Source organism: Streptomyces sp. NPDC060028 (assembly GCF_042736725.1).
Taxonomy (GTDB): Bacteria; Actinomycetota; Actinomycetes; order Streptomycetales; family Streptomycetaceae; genus Streptomyces.
The window spans coordinates 1-13175 of sequence record NZ_JBHWVJ010000050.1 but is presented as its reverse complement, the minus strand read 5'-3'; the positions used below and the strand labels follow the sequence as shown (position 1 = coordinate 13175).

Annotated in this window: 16 protein-coding genes; 12 read left to right on the top strand and 4 right to left on the bottom strand. The window is 73.2% G+C overall.

Going from position 1 to position 13175, the window contains the following annotated elements; all coding sequences use genetic code 11:
- Positions 1 to 74: 74 nt before the first annotated feature.
- Complete coding sequence (locus ACFWBF_RS23620; RefSeq protein WP_385227311.1) at positions 75 to 242, bottom strand: hypothetical protein; 168 nt, start codon at positions 240 to 242, stop codon at positions 75 to 77.
- Between the two features lie 209 nt (positions 243 to 451).
- On the opposite strand from ACFWBF_RS23620, the gene ACFWBF_RS23615 reads away from it, so the two are divergent.
- From ACFWBF_RS23615 to ACFWBF_RS23600, 4 genes are read left to right on the top strand one after another with little or no spacing between them, the layout of a single operon-like run.
- On the top strand, positions 452 to 1765 hold the full coding sequence (locus ACFWBF_RS23615; protein WP_385605262.1) for an NYN domain-containing protein: 1314 nt from the start codon (positions 452 to 454) through the stop codon (positions 1763 to 1765).
- Positions 1766 to 1793: 28 nt separating this feature from the next.
- On the top strand, positions 1794 to 2834 hold the full coding sequence (locus ACFWBF_RS23610; RefSeq protein WP_385605260.1) for an ABC transporter ATP-binding protein: 1041 nt from the start codon (positions 1794 to 1796) through the stop codon (positions 2832 to 2834).
- Positions 2831 to 3607: an ABC transporter permease gene (locus ACFWBF_RS23605; protein ID WP_385605257.1), complete on the top strand. Its 777-nt coding sequence runs from the start codon at positions 2831 to 2833 to the stop codon at positions 3605 to 3607. Before ACFWBF_RS23610 ends, ACFWBF_RS23605 begins: the two co-directional genes overlap by 4 nt.
- 48 nt (positions 3608 to 3655) lie before the next feature.
- Complete coding sequence (locus tag ACFWBF_RS23600) at positions 3656 to 4297, top strand: hypothetical protein (protein WP_385605254.1); 642 nt, start codon at positions 3656 to 3658, stop codon at positions 4295 to 4297.
- A 75-nt stretch (positions 4298 to 4372) separates the two neighbouring features.
- Here ACFWBF_RS23600 and ybaK read toward each other — a convergent pair whose 3' ends face one another.
- Genes ybaK through ACFWBF_RS23585 form a run of 3 tightly spaced genes read right to left on the bottom strand, consistent with a single transcriptional unit; the run spans position 4373 to position 7272 of the window.
- Entirely contained in the window at positions 4373 to 4870 is a 498-nt protein-coding gene (gene ybaK / locus ACFWBF_RS23595; RefSeq protein WP_385605251.1) for a Cys-tRNA(Pro) deacylase, read from the bottom strand.
- A 16-nt stretch (positions 4871 to 4886) separates the two neighbouring features.
- Entirely contained in the window at positions 4887 to 5624 is a 738-nt protein-coding gene (locus tag ACFWBF_RS23590) for an LON peptidase substrate-binding domain-containing protein (RefSeq protein ID WP_385227329.1), read from the bottom strand.
- Positions 5625 to 5670: 46 nt separating this feature from the next.
- Positions 5671 to 7272, bottom strand: coding sequence for an oxidoreductase (locus ACFWBF_RS23585; RefSeq protein ID WP_385605248.1), 1602 nt, complete (start codon positions 7270 to 7272; stop codon positions 5671 to 5673).
- 151 nt (positions 7273 to 7423) lie between these two features.
- On the opposite strand from ACFWBF_RS23585, the gene hisD reads away from it, so the two are divergent.
- The 8 genes from hisD to hisF are packed head-to-tail and all read left to right on the top strand — an operon-like array spanning position 7424 to position 13131.
- Positions 7424 to 8746: a histidinol dehydrogenase gene (gene hisD / locus ACFWBF_RS23580; protein WP_385605245.1), complete on the top strand. Its 1323-nt coding sequence runs from the start codon at positions 7424 to 7426 to the stop codon at positions 8744 to 8746.
- Entirely contained in the window at positions 8743 to 9849 is a 1107-nt protein-coding gene (locus ACFWBF_RS23575) for a histidinol-phosphate transaminase (RefSeq protein ID WP_385605242.1), read from the top strand. Before hisD ends, ACFWBF_RS23575 begins: the two co-directional genes overlap by 4 nt.
- Positions 9846 to 10439 carry an imidazoleglycerol-phosphate dehydratase HisB gene (gene hisB, locus ACFWBF_RS23570; protein ID WP_266577736.1) on the top strand — a complete coding sequence of 198 codons (594 nt, stop codon included), beginning with the start codon at positions 9846 to 9848 and terminating at the stop codon, positions 10437 to 10439. Before ACFWBF_RS23575 ends, hisB begins: the two co-directional genes overlap by 4 nt.
- Before the next feature lie 2 nt (positions 10440 to 10441).
- On the top strand, positions 10442 to 10609 hold the full coding sequence (locus ACFWBF_RS23565; RefSeq protein WP_385605239.1) for a hypothetical protein: 168 nt from the start codon (positions 10442 to 10444) through the stop codon (positions 10607 to 10609).
- The gene (hisH, locus tag ACFWBF_RS23560) at positions 10606 to 11256 is read left to right on the top strand and encodes an imidazole glycerol phosphate synthase subunit HisH (RefSeq protein ID WP_385227344.1); all 651 of its coding nucleotides are present in this window, start codon (positions 10606 to 10608) and stop codon (positions 11254 to 11256) included. Before ACFWBF_RS23565 ends, hisH begins: the two co-directional genes overlap by 4 nt.
- Entirely contained in the window at positions 11256 to 11993 is a 738-nt protein-coding gene (gene priA / locus ACFWBF_RS23555; protein ID WP_385605236.1) for a bifunctional 1-(5-phosphoribosyl)-5-((5-phosphoribosylamino)methylideneamino)imidazole-4-carboxamide isomerase/phosphoribosylanthranilate isomerase PriA, read from the top strand. The genes hisH and priA overlap by 1 nt, the downstream gene beginning before the upstream one ends.
- Positions 11990 to 12379, top strand: coding sequence for a RidA family protein (locus ACFWBF_RS23550; protein ID WP_385605233.1), 390 nt, complete (start codon positions 11990 to 11992; stop codon positions 12377 to 12379). The genes priA and ACFWBF_RS23550 overlap by 4 nt, the downstream gene beginning before the upstream one ends.
- Positions 12376 to 13131 carry an imidazole glycerol phosphate synthase subunit HisF gene (gene hisF, locus ACFWBF_RS23545; protein ID WP_385605230.1) on the top strand — a complete coding sequence of 252 codons (756 nt, stop codon included), beginning with the start codon at positions 12376 to 12378 and terminating at the stop codon, positions 13129 to 13131. The genes ACFWBF_RS23550 and hisF overlap by 4 nt, the downstream gene beginning before the upstream one ends.
- Positions 13132 to 13175 lie beyond the last annotated feature (44 nt).

Here is a 13175-nt window from a genome sequence, read left to right as displayed (position 1 = left end):
CGAAGACGCCGTACGTGAAGAGGGCGCGCCCGGGGATCCGGGCGCGCCCTCCTCGTACCGCTCGCGGAGGCGCGTCAGTTGTGGCCGAACCGCTTCGACTTGCCCTTGCGGGCCATGTCCATCGGGCTCGGGGACTGGGACGTCGACTCGGGCGAGGATTCCGTCGAACCCTTCGACAGGTCCTGCTGCGGCGAGCGGGCCTGCTGCTTCTGCGGCTGCTTCTGGTTCTTGTTCTTGGCCATGGTGGAGCCTCCGTGAGGGTCTAGGGGCCAGGACCGCCTTCACACTCACACAGCGCCAGAAACGGCGCATTTTGGATCATTACTGCGCGTAGCCGACTGTCCTTCCCCCTCCCGCGCCAGATCCGCCACGCCGATGATCGAGTTCCGGCCTTCAACCTCCTTGCGGTCGGGCAGACTCGGGGAAACTCCAAGGACCCCCAGGGAAGAGGGTGGTACGCGTGGACCGCTGCGTCGTCCTGGTGGACGCCGGCTATCTGCTGGGCGCCGCCGCGAGCCTCCTCGCAGGGGAGCCCTCCCGCTCCCGGATCACCGTCGACCATGCCGCGCTGATCCAGGGGCTGCGCGAGCGCGCCGAGGCCGACACCGAACAGCCGCTGCTGCGGATCTACTGGTTCGACGGTGCACCCGACCGGGTGCCGCAGCCCGAGCACCGCCGGCTGCGCGTCATGCCCCGGGTCACCGTCCGCCTCGGCGCCCTGACCCGCAGCGACGGCCGCTGGGCGCAGAAGGGCGTGGACGCCGCCATGCACGCCGAGCTCACCGAGCTGGCCCGCAACCGCGCCTGCTCCGACGTGGTCCTGGTCACCGGCGACGGGGACCTGCTGCCCGGCCTGATGTCCGCCAAGGAACACGGGGTCGCCGTCCACCTCTGGGCCGTCCAGGCCGCCGACGGCGACTACAACCAGTCCGAGGACCTCGTCGCCGAGGCCGACGAACGCCGCGTCCTGGACCGCGCCTGGATCACCCGGGCCGTCCGCGCCCGCGACCTCACCGGACTGTGCGCCCCCGCGCCCGCGCCCCGCCCCGAGATCGCCGCCATCCTCTCCGCCCCGCTGCCCGAAGCGGCCCTGGCCGAAGCCGCGCGCAACGGGAACGGCAGCGCCGCCCCCGAGGAGCCCCGGGACCACGGCGCACCCGTACCGGCGCCCACCGCCGGCGGCGCGGGCAAGGCCGTCCCCACGCCCAAGGACCTCGCGGGCTCGCTGCGCGCCCCCGGCCAGAGCGCCCCGGTCACCGTCGGCGGCCAGAACAACGGCCCGCAGGCCAACCCCACCGGAAGCGCCCTGCGCTGGTCCTCCGACAAGGGCTGGATCGACCGGGCCGGACCGCTCGGCGAGCCCGCCGAGACGGCCTCGCTGCCCACCCTCGCCCAGCTCACCTCCGCCGAGCAGCGCTGGGCGGACCGCGAGGAGGACATCACCACCGTCGGCGGCGACCCCTTCGAGGTCGGCCAGGTCTTCGCCCGCCGCTGGATGGAGCGGCTGCCCGAGACCGTGCACCTGCAGAAGCTGGCCACCATGTACCCGCGGATCCCGCACCGGATCGACGGGGAGCTGCTGCGCTACGCCGCCCGGTTCGGCCTCCTGGCCCACAAGGACGACCAGATCGACGAGCACGACCGCTACGCCATCCGGGCCGGGTTCTGGCGCGAGATCGACGTACGGGCCGCCGCCGAGCACCTGTCCGCGACACCCGGCCAGGGCGCCGGAGCCCCCGTCCCGGCCGCCCCGACAGCCGAGTAGGGGCGGGAACCCCGTAGGCTGCTCCCTCGTGAGCACGGGCACAGCACAGGCGAAAATCGGCGTGGCGGCGGCCGGGGGGTCGGCCTCCGACGTGGTCTGCGCGGTGCGTGACCTGGTCAAGACCTATCCCGCGGTACGGGGTCGGCGCGGGGCTCCCGCCCTGCCCGAGACCCGCGCCACCGACGGGATCTGTCTGGACGTCCGGCGCGGCGAGATCTTCGGCCTGCTCGGCCCCAACGGCGCCGGCAAGTCGACGCTGGTCCGGCAGCTGACCGGGCTCATGCGGCCCGACTCCGGCGCCGTGACCCTGCTCGGTCACGACCTGGTGCGCCACCCCGAGCGCGCGGCCCGGCTGCTCGCCTACCTGGGACAGGAGTCCACCGCCCTCGACGAGCTCACGGTGGCGCTGGCCGCCGAGACCACCGGACGGCTGCGCGGGCTCGGCGTACGGGAGGCGCGGGCCGCGCGGGACTCCGTACTGGAGGAACTCGGGCTGACCGACATCGCCGGGCGGCCCCTGAAGAAACTCTCCGGCGGGCAGCGTCGCCTCGCGTGCGTCGCCGCCGCGCTGGTCGGCGAGCGGCCGGTACTGGTCCTCGACGAGCCCACGACCGGCATGGACCCGGTGGCCCGGCGGGCCGTCTGGGCGGCCGTGGACCGGCGGCGCGCCGAGGCCGGGGCCACCGTGCTGCTGGTCACCCACAACGTCATCGAGGCCGAGACCGTCCTCGACCGCGTCGCCGTCATCGACCAGGGGCGGGTCATCGCCTGCGACACCCCGGCCGGGCTCAAGGCCGCCGTCTCCGACGAGGTCCGACTGGAACTGGTGTGGCGGACCGCGCCGCCGCTGGACGTGCCGCAGGTCGCGGCGCTGGCGGCGTCCGCCACCGAGTCCGGACGGCGCTGGGTGCTGCGGCTGAGCCAGGACGAGGCCCGGGCCGCGGTCGCCGCGGTCACCGGGGGGCCGGCCTTCGCCGCCCTCGACGACTTCACGCTGGCGACGCCGAGCCTGGAGGACGTGTACCTCGCGCTCGGCGGGCGTACCTCGAAGGGACTGGTGAAGGCGTGACGACCGCCCTAACCGCTGTCGGTGTGCTCGCGCCGCGGGCACGGTTCTTCCCCGCGCTGGCCGCGGTCTACCGGGCGCAGCTCTCGCGGGCCCGCGTGTCGCGGATCCCCCTGCTGTTCGTGGCCACCTTCCAGTCCGTCGGGATCATGATCCTGATGCGCGGGGTGGTCGACGGCGGCTCCGAGGCGCGAGCGGTGGTCGCCGGATCCTCGGTGCTGGTCGTGGCCTTCGTCGCGCTGAACCTGCTCGCGCAGTACTTCGGCCAGCTGCGGGCCGGTGGGGGGCTCGACCACTACGCCACCCTGCCCGTGCCGCCCGCGTCGGTGGTGCTGGGCGCGGCCGCCGCGTACGCCTCCTTCACGCTGCCGGGCACGCTGGTGACGGCCGTCTTCGGATGCGTGCTGTTCGGGCTGCCGATGAGCGGGCTGTGGATCCTGGTCGCCGTGGTACCGCTGGCCGGGGCCGCGCTGGCCGGGCTCGGGGCGGCGCTCGGGCTGCTCGCGCCGCGCCAGGAACTGGCCACGCTGGCCGGGCAGCTGGGCATGTCGGCGGCGCTGCTGCTGGGCGTTCTGCCGCCGGAGCGGATGCCGGACGTGGTCGTGTGGGCGCGGGACCTGCTGCCGTCGACGTACGGGGTCGAGGCCTTCGCGCGTACCTTCGCGCCGCACCCGGACTGGGCCGCGGTCGTCCTGGACCTCGGCGTGTGCGGGGCGGTCGGGGTGCTCTCGCTGGCCGTCGCGACATGGGCGTACCGGCGGGCGGCGGTCCGCTGACGCGGTGCCGGACGGCCCCCCTCGTTCCAGACCTGGCACGATGTGGGGGTGACCGAAGCCGTAACCCCTTATGACCAGCCGCCGTCGCCGCTCCCGTCGGAGTCCGACGCGGCCATCACCCCGGCGGACATCCGCGACGGGGCCGCCGTCGCCCTGGCGGTGGGGGTGGCCGGAGTGCTGCTCGGGCTGCTGTGGGCGTGGCTGGCGCCGCGGGTGCAGTACGTCTCGAACGGCGAGGCCGTCTTCCTGCGGAACACCGAGAGCGAGGCCCGGATCGGGTCCGACGGGACGTTCCTGCTGCTGTCCGTCGGGCTGGGCGCGCTGAGCGCGGTGCTCGTGTTCCTGTGGCGCCGGCGCGGGGGCGTCCCGCTGGTGATCGGCCTGGTGATCGGGTCGGGCTTCGCCTCGCTGGGCGGGTGGCGGCTCGGGCTGTGGCTGGGACCGACGTCCGATCTGGTCGCGGCGGCGAAGGCGGCGGGCAAGGGCGTCGCCTTCGACGCTCCGCTGGAGCTGTTGGCGCACGGGGCGCTGCTCGGCTGGCCCATGGCCGCCGTGGTCGTCCACCTGGCCCTGACGGCCCTGTGGTCCCCCCGCGAGGCCCCGGCCCTCCCGGCCTGGCCGGGTACGTACCCGCCCGCGCACGTCCACACCCCCGACGCGGGCACCGCGCCCGAGCCGCCGCGAGCCTGACGCTGAGCGGGGCGGCGCCCCTGGGGCGGAGCCCCCGCAGCGGCGCCGCGGGTACGTTCCGGGTGGCGCCGCAGGCTACGGCCGGGCGATGGGCGCCACGACCGCCGACGTCAGGGTCGTGAGGGTGTCCGGGGGGAGTTCGACCTCCAGGCCCCGGCGGCCGGCCGAGACGCAGATCGTGGCGTGCGCGGCGGCCGACGCGTCGACCACCGTGCGCAGCCGCTTGCGCTGCCCCAGCGGGGAGATGCCACCGCGGACGTAGCCCGTCGTCCGCTCCGCCAGCGCCGGGTCGGCCATCGCCGCCCGCTTGCCGGCCACCGCCGTCGCCAGCGCCTTCAGGTCCAGCGAGCCCGAGACCGGGACCACCGCCACCGTGAGGACCCCGTCGACCTCCGCGACCAGGGTCTTGAAGACCCGGTCCGGGGAGACGCCCATGGCCTGTGCCGCCTCCTCGCCGTACGAGGGATGCGCCGGGTCGTGCTCGTACGCGTGCACCGAGAACTGCGCACCCGCCGCCGTGAGGGCCACGATCGCCGGGGTACCGGCCGGCGCGGCCGGCTTCTTCTTCGCCATCAGTTCGGATCCGCCGTCAGTTCGGGCTCGTCGGGTTGCGCGTCAGGTCCACCGCCGGCAGCGAGGGGAGGTGGCGGATCACCGCCGTCTCGGTGCGCAGGAGCCCCAGCTCCTCCGCCAGGCGGGTCGCGGTGTCCGGGGCCTGGAGCAGGCGCTGCTTCGCCGGGATGTCCAGCACCGCCGCCGCGGCCACCAGGTAGGAGACCACCGACGGCTCGTCGGGCAGTTCCGCCCCCGTCAGGGAGCGTTCGCGGGCTCCGGCCAGCCGCTTCTGGTAGTTGCGGAAGGCCCGCAGCACCCCCTCGGCCAGCGCCCCCGCTCCGTCGCCGGAGTCCTCCGGGAGTTCCTCCAGCTCCGCCGTCAGGTACGGGCCCGAGGAGTCCACCGACAGCAGCCGCACCCGCGTCGTGCCCGTCGCCAGGACCTCGAAGCTGCCGTCCTCCCGCTCCCGGATGGTCGCCGCGTCCGCGATGCAGCCCACGCGGTGGAAGGCCTGGATCGGGTCGGCGCCGAAACCGGCGGCCGGGCCGCGCTCGGGCAGGGCGGTCGGGTCCGGCAGGCCCGGGGCGGTCGGGGCGACCTCGCGGCCGTCGCGGATGGCGACGACCGCGAAACGGCGCGGCTCGTCCTCGCCCGTCTTCAGCAGCTCGCGCATCATGGCGCGATAACGCTCCTCGAAGATGTTCAGCGGGAGGACGAGTCCCGGGAACAGCACCGAGTTCAGCGGGAAGAGGGGCAGGCGAACGGTGGTCACGACGCACAGGGTAGTGGCCCCGGCCCGGCACCGTCTCTCCTGCCCGTCACCCCCGCCGCAGCAGCCGGGACGCTCCCGCCGCCACCGTCGTGGCCAGGATCCACCCCAGGATGACGAGGGCGGCGGCTCCCCACTGCCAGCCGCCCTGCAGCTTCCACTGGTCCTGCTGGCCGAGATCGATGACCGGCAGCAGCAGGTCCAGGGCGTACAGGGCGGGATCCCACTGCGGGTGCTCGTCCGCCTTGATCGCCGGCGGCTCCCCGTGCCAGGAGAAGAGCAGGGCGCCCGCCGCCCACAGCACGGCCATCCACAGCGCGGCCCGGCCCGGGCGGTAGCCGTAGACCACCGTCCAGTCCTGGAGGTACCCCCACGCCTTCACCGCCGGCGGCAGGGTCGCCCGCCGCCTGCGCTGCTTGGCCAGCAGCACCTCGCGGGCGTCCGCGTCCTCCCCCGAGGCGCGCAGCACCGCCGCGAGCCGCTCGTACGGCTCCGGGGAGTACTCGGGGGTGGCCGCCTCGACCCAGGCGAGGCGGCGCGACAGCGGGAAGTGACCCCGGGGCACGAGGTTCTCGTAGGCGAAGCCCTCCATCGACACCCGGCCCGGGCCCGGCCAGCTCGTGGAGGTGTCGACGAGCTTGACCACCTTCGCCCCGGACACCACCACCCGCCCGTGCTCTGGCTGCTCGCCCACGAACCGCAGCTCCGGGGTCTGGATCCGGCGCAGCGAGACCTCCTGGTCCTCGGCCAGGATGAAGCGCGCGCCGTAGAAGTCGACCGCGTCGCCGAAGCGGCCGTCGTCGAGGCGCAGCCCGCCCCGGCATTCGAAGCGCTGCGCCCGCTGCCCGCGCGTCGGGGTCTGGCCCAGCCCGTACGGGGGAGTGGAGGACCCGGAGTCGCCCGGGGTGTAGCCGAGCGCGATCGAGGTCAGGTAGAGGGTCCGCTCGACCGTCAGCTGCGGTGCGTTCAGCGCGCGGCGCCCGTACGGATTGCGCAGGCGCGCCCCGCGCAGGTTCATCGACACGCCGACCTTGGCGCCGCGCAGGCTCACCTCGCCGTACGTCTCCAGCAGCTCGCCCTGGAAGTCCTGCGCGACCGACATGCCGTCGGCGGCGATGGCCCGCCCCTTGTTGTCGCGCTGCACCACGGCCTGGCTGATCAGCAGGTCGGTGCCGATCTGTGCGTCGGTCAGCCGGATGCCGCGGGCCACCCGGCACCGCGGCATGTGTAAATCGCCCTCGGTGTGCAGCCGCGCCGCCTCCAGCCGGGGTATCGCGCAGTTCATCAGCCGCAGCGTGCCGAAGCGGGCCTCCGAGAGCTGGATCTCGCTGTCGAAGCGGCAGGACTGGAGCTCGACGTACGGGGAGACGGTGCCGCCGGAGAGGTCGAGCCGCCCGGTGATGCGTACGCCGCGCAGCTTCAGCGACGCGACCCGGCCCGGGACCGGCGGCGGGCCGTGGAGCAGCAGCAGCGCCACCACCTGGGCGCGGACGCTGCGCTCGGGGCCCCACACCCGGTCGCTGTGGGGATCGTCCTGGTCGGCGGCCCGGGCGCTGAGATCGCAGACGCTGCCCGTCCGGTACGCGCTCCACATGCCGAGCTCCGGCCCGGTCAGATCGACCGGCTCCACGCCCACGCGCGTTTCGGCCATGGCGGTCCCCCTCCGCTGGTCAAACCCTTCGCACCCGCTGCCCGCGGACTGCGTGTACATGAACGCTAACGGCCGCCAGTGACATCCGGGGCGTGTATCAACCAGTGATACGGGCGAACGGTGGCGTGAGGCGGTCTGAGAGAATCGGGGGGTGATCTCTCGTATCGACCTGCGCGGTGACGCCCTCCCCGAGGGCGGCGCCCTGCGCGATCTGCTGCCCCGTGCCGAGTTCGACGTGGAAGCCGCCCTGGAGAAGGTGCGGCCCATCTGCGAGGACGTCCATCATCGTGGCACGGCGGCGCTGATCGAGTACGCGCGGAAGTTCGACGGGGTGGAGCTGGAGCAGGTCAGGGTGCCGGCCGAGGCGCTCAAGACCGCCCTCGACGAGCTGGACCCGGCCGTCCGCGCCGCCCTGGAGGAGTCGATCCGACGCGCCCGGATCGTGCACCGCGAACAGCGCCGCACCGAGCACACCACCCAGGTGGTTCCGGGCGGAACGGTGACCGAGAAGTGGGTTCCGGTGGAGCGCGTGGGGCTGTACGCCCCGGGCGGCCGCTCGGTGTACCCGTCCTCCGTCGTCATGAACGTCGTACCGGCCCAGGAGGCGGGCGTCGAGTCGATCGCGCTCGCGTCCCCGCCGCAGAAGGAGTTCGGCGGCCTGCCGCACCCCACGATCCTCGCCGCGTGCGCGCTGCTGGGCGTCGACGAGGTGTACGCGGTCGGCGGGGCCCAGGCCGTCGCGATGTTCGCGTACGGCACCGAGGACTGCCCGCCCGCCAACATGGTGACCGGCCCCGGCAACATCTGGGTCGCCGCGGCCAAGCGCTACTTCACCGGCAGGATCGGCATCGACACCGAGGCCGGACCGACCGAGATCGCGGTCCTCGCGGACTCCACGGCCGACCCGGTGCACGTCGCCGCCGACCTGATCAGCCAGGCCGAGCACGACCCGCTGGCCGCGGCCGTCCTCGTCACGGACTCCGCGGAGCTCGCGGACGCCGTCGAGAAGGAGCTGGGGCCGCAGGTCGCGGCCACCAAGCACGTCGAGGACCGGATCAAGCCGGCGCTCGCGGGCCGGCAGTCCGCGATCGTGCTGGTCGACAGCCTGGAGGACGGCCTCAAGGTCGTCGACGCGTACGGTGCCGAGCACCTGGAGGTCCAGACCGCCGACGCGGCCGCCTGGGCCGCCCGGGTGCGCAACGCCGGCGCGATCTTCGTCGGCCCCTGGGCCCCGGTCTCGCTCGGCGACTACTGCGCCGGGTCGAACCACGTGCTGCCCACCGGCGGCTGCGCCTGCCACTCCTCGGGCCTGTCCGTGCAGTCCTTCCTGCGCGGCATCCACATCGTCGACTACACGCGCGACGCCCTCGCCGAGGTCACCCACCACGTGGTGACCCTCGCCGAGGCCGAGGACCTGCCCGCGCACGGCGCCGCCCTGAAGGCGCGCTTCGGCTGGAAGGTTCCACAGTCATGACCGGCATCGACGACCTCCCCATCCGGGACGAGCTGCGCGGCAAGACCCCGTACGGCGCCCCCCAGCTCGACGTGCCCGTCCAGCTGAACACCAACGAGAACCCGTACGAGCTGCCCGAGGAGCTCGTACGCCGCATCGCCGAGCGCGTCGCCGACGCCGCCCGCACCCTCAACCGCTACCCCGACCGGGACGCGGTCGAGCTGCGCACCGAGCTGGCCGCCTACCTCACCCGTACCGGCAAGCACCCGGTCGCCATGGAGAACGTCTGGGCCGCCAACGGCTCCAACGAGGTCATCCAGCAGCTGCTCCAGACCTTCGGCGGTCCGGGCCGCACCGCGATCGGCTTCGAGCCCTCGTACTCGATGCACGCCCTGATCGCCCGCGGTACCGGGACGGGCTGGATCTCCGGCCCGCGCCGGGACGACTTCACCATCGACGTGGAGGCCGCGGAGCGGGCCATCGCCGAGCACGCCCCCGACGTCGTCTTCATCACCTCGCCCAACAACCCCACGGGCACCGCCGTCGGGGCCGAGACCGTCCTCGCGCTCTACGAGGCCGCGCAGGCGGCCAAGCCCTCGCTGGTGGTCGTCGACGAGGCGTACGTGGAGTTCAGCCACCGGGAGTCGCTGCTGCCCCTCATCGAGGGCCGGCCGAACCTGGTGATCTCCCGGACCATGTCCAAGGCCTTCGGCGCCGCCGGACTGCGCCTGGGCTACCTGGCCGCGCACCCCGCGGTCGTGGACGCCGTACAGCTGGTGCGCCTGCCGTACCACCTGTCGGCCGTCACCCAGGCGACCGCACTCGCGGCCCTGGAGCACACCGACACCCTGCTCGGCTACGTCGAGCAGCTCAAGGCCGAGCGGGACCGCCTGGTCGCCGAACTGCGCGGACTCGGCTACGAGGTCACCGAGTCCGACGCGAACTTCATCCAGTTCGGGACGTTCGAGGACTCCCACACCGCCTGGCAGAAGATCCTCGACCGGGGCGTCCTGGTCCGGGACAACGGCGTACCGGGCCGGCTGCGGGTCACCGCGGGCACCCCGGCCGAGAACGACGCGTTCCTGGAAGCGGTTCGCGCACTGAAGAAGGAGCAGCACGCATGAGCCGCATCGGACGGGTCGAACGGACCACGAAGGAGACCTCGGTCCTCGTCGAGATAAACCTCGACGGCACCGGCAAGGTCGACGTCTCGACGGGCGTGGGCTTCTACGACCACATGCTCGACCAGCTCGGCCGCCACGGCCTCTTCGACCTCACGGTCAAGACCGACGGCGACCTGCACATCGACAGCCACCACACCATCGAGGACACCGCGCTCGCGCTCGGCGCCGCCTTCAAGCAGGCCCTCGGTGACAAGGTGGGCATCTACCGCTTCGGCAACTGCACCGTGCCGCTCGACGAGTCCCTCGCCCAGGTGACCGTCGACCTGTCCGGCCGCCCGTACCTCGTGCACACCGAGCCCGAGAACATGGCGCCGATGATCGGCTCGTACGACACGACGATGACCCGGCACATCTTCGAGTCCTTCGTCGCGCAGGCCCAGATCGCGCTGCACATCCACGTCCCGTACGGCCGCAACGCCCACCACATCGTCGAGTGCCAGTTCAAGGCCCTCGCGCGGGCCCTGCGCTACGCCGCCGAGTTCGACCCGCGCGCGGCCGGCATCCTGCCCTCCACGAAGGGCGCCCTCTAGCCGTGAACGGCCTCAACACCGTCCTGATCGTCGTCGGCCTCTTCCTGGCCGGCGGCGTCTACTCCTTCCAGAAGCAGAAGATGCCCAAGTCGGTCGTCATCCTGCTCGCCATCGCCTCCGTGATGTGTCTCGTCGCCGGAGTCCTGCGGATCCAAGGAATCTGGGAATGAGCGCTGCCGCCCCCACCAAGAAGGTCGTCGTCTTCGACTACGGCTTCGGCAACGTCCGCTCCGCCGAGCGCGCCCTCGCGCGCGCCGGCGCGGACGTGGAGATCACCCGCGACTACGACAAGGCCATGGACGCCGACGGACTCCTCGTCCCCGGCGTCGGCGCCTTCTCCGCCTGCATGCAGGGCCTGCGGTCCGTCCGCGGCGACTGGATCATCGGCCGTCGGCTCTCCGGCGGCCGCCCGGTCATGGGCATCTGCGTCGGCATGCAGATCCTCTTCGAACGCGGCATCGAGCACGGCGTCGAGACCGAGGGCCTCGACGAGTGGCCCGGCACGGTCGGCCCGCTCAAGGCCCCGGTCGTCCCCCACATGGGCTGGAACACCGTCGACGCCCCGGCCGACAGCCAGGCCTTCGCCGGCCTCGACGCCGACGCCCGGTTCTACTTCGTGCACTCCTACGCGGCGCACCAGTGGTCCCTGGAAGTCACCAACCCGCTGATCCGCGCCCCCAAGGTCACCTGGGCCACCCACGGCGAACCCTTCGTCGCGGCGGTGGAGAACGGGGCCCTGTGGGCCACCCAGTTCCACCCCGAGAAGTCGGGCGACGCCGGAGCCCAGCTCCTCACCAACTGGATCGAGACCCTGTGATGACTGTGCCCACAGCCAAGCTTGAACTGCTCCCCGCGGTCGACGTCCGCGACGGCCAGGCCGTACGCCTCGTGCACGGTGTCTCCGGCAGCGAGACCTCCTACGGCTCCCCGCTGGAGGCGGCCCTCGCCTGGCAGGCCGCCGGCGCCGAATGGCTGCACCTGGTCGACCTGGACGCCGCCTTCGGCACCGGGGACAACCGCGCGCTCGTCGCCGAGATCACCGGCGCCATGGACATCAAGGTCGAGCTGTCCGGCGGCATCCGCGACGACGCCTCGCTCGCCGCCGCCCTCGCCACCGGCTGCACCCGCGTCAACCTCGGCACCGCCGCCCTGGAGACCCCCGAGTGGGCCGCCAAGGCCATCGCCGAACACGGCGACAGGATCGCGATCGGTCTCGACGTCCGCGGCACCACCCTCAAGGGCCGCGGCTGGACCAGCGAGGGCGGGGACCTCTACGAGACCCTCGCGCGCCTGGACTCCGAGGGCTGCGCCCGGTACGTCGTCACCGACATCGGCAAGGACGGCACGCTGACCGGCCCCAACCTGGAGCTGCTGCGGGGCGTCTGTGCCGCCACCGACCGGCCGGTCGTCGCCTCCGGGGGCGTCTCCTCCCTGGACGACCTGCGGGCCCTGTCCGAGCTGGTGCCGCTGGGCGTCGAGGGCGCCATCGTCGGCAAGGCCCTGTACGCCAAGGCGTTCACCCTGGAAGAAGCCCTGAAGGTGGTCTCCGCATGAGCAGCACTCCCGAGGTACGCCGCATCTCCTCCGGCGGCGCCTACGAGGACGTCATCGGCTACTCCCGCGCCGTCCAGCTCCCGAACGGCCTCGTCCTGGTCTCCGGCTGCACCGCGGCCGACGCCAACGGCCCGTACGACCAGGCCGTGGGCGCCTTCGACGCCGCCTTCAAGGCCCTGGCGCAGGCGGGCCTCGGCCCCGAGCACGTGGTCCGCACCCGGATGTACCTCACGCACGCCCGGGACGTGGACGAGGTCGGCCGCGCCCACAAGACGCTCTTCGACGAGATCCGGCCCGCCGCCTCCATGATCATCGTCTCCGGGTTCGTCGACCCCGGCATGGTCGTCGAGGTCGAGGTCGAGGCGTACAAGCAGGTTTCCTCATGACCCTCGCGGTACGGGTGATCCCCTGCCTGGACGTGGACAACGGCCGGGTCGTCAAGGGCGTCAACTTCCAGAACCTGCGCGACGCGGGCGACCCGGTGGAGATGGCCAAGCTCTACGACGCCGAGGGCGCCGACGAGCTGACCTTCCTCGACATCACCGCGTCCTCCGGGAACCGCGAGACCACCTACGACGTGGTGCGCCGCACCGCCGAGCAGGTCTTCATCCCGCTGACCGTCGGCGGCGGGGTCCGCACCGCGGACGACGTGAACAAGCTGCTGAGGGCGGGCGCGGACAAGGTCGGCGTGAACACCGCCGCCATCGCCCGTCCCGAGCTGATCCAGGAGATCGCCGAGCGCTTCGGCCGACAGGTGCTGGTGCTGTCCGTGGACGCCCGCCGCACCCCCGCCGGCACCTTCGAGGTCACCACGCACGGCGGCCGCCAGGGCACCGGCATCGACGCCGTCGAATGGGCGCACCGGGCGGCCGAACTGGGCGCCGGGGAAATCCTGCTGAACTCGATGGACGCGGACGGCACCAAGAGCGGGTACGACACCGAGATGATCGCGGCGGTGCGCAAGCACGTCACGGTCCCGGTGATCGCCTCGGGCGGCGCGGGCGAGCTCGCGCACTTCCCGCCGGCGATCGCGGCGGGCGCCGACGCGGTGCTCGCGGCGTCTGTGTTCCACTTCGGCGACCTGCGGATCTCCGAGGTCAAGGACGTTCTGCGCGAGGCGGGCCACCCGGTCCGCTGAGCCGCCGGACAGGCCGCCCCGGACCCCGGGCTCCGCCCGGGGTC

Excerpts from the sequence above, each read along its gene's own strand:
- ACFWBF_RS23620 (WP_385227311.1), bottom strand. The coding sequence starts at position 242 with ATGGCCAAGAACAAGAACCAGAAGCAGCCGCAGAAGCAGCAGGCCCGC.
- ybaK (WP_385605251.1), bottom strand. The coding sequence starts at position 4,870 with ATGGCGAAGAAGAAGCCGGCCGCGCCGGCCGGTACCCCGGCGATCGTG.
- ACFWBF_RS23585 (WP_385605248.1), bottom strand. The coding sequence starts at position 7,272 with ATGGCCGAAACGCGCGTGGGCGTGGAGCCGGTCGATCTGACCGGGCCG.
- ACFWBF_RS23575 (WP_385605242.1), top strand. The coding sequence starts at position 8,743 with ATGACCGGCATCGACGACCTCCCCATCCGGGACGAGCTGCGCGGCAAG.
- hisB (WP_266577736.1), top strand. The coding sequence starts at position 9,846 with ATGAGCCGCATCGGACGGGTCGAACGGACCACGAAGGAGACCTCGGTC.
- hisH (WP_385227344.1), top strand. The coding sequence starts at position 10,606 with ATGAGCGCTGCCGCCCCCACCAAGAAGGTCGTCGTCTTCGACTACGGC.
- priA (WP_385605236.1), top strand. The coding sequence starts at position 11,256 with ATGACTGTGCCCACAGCCAAGCTTGAACTGCTCCCCGCGGTCGACGTC.
- ACFWBF_RS23550 (WP_385605233.1), top strand. The coding sequence starts at position 11,990 with ATGAGCAGCACTCCCGAGGTACGCCGCATCTCCTCCGGCGGCGCCTAC.
- hisF (WP_385605230.1), top strand. The coding sequence starts at position 12,376 with ATGACCCTCGCGGTACGGGTGATCCCCTGCCTGGACGTGGACAACGGC.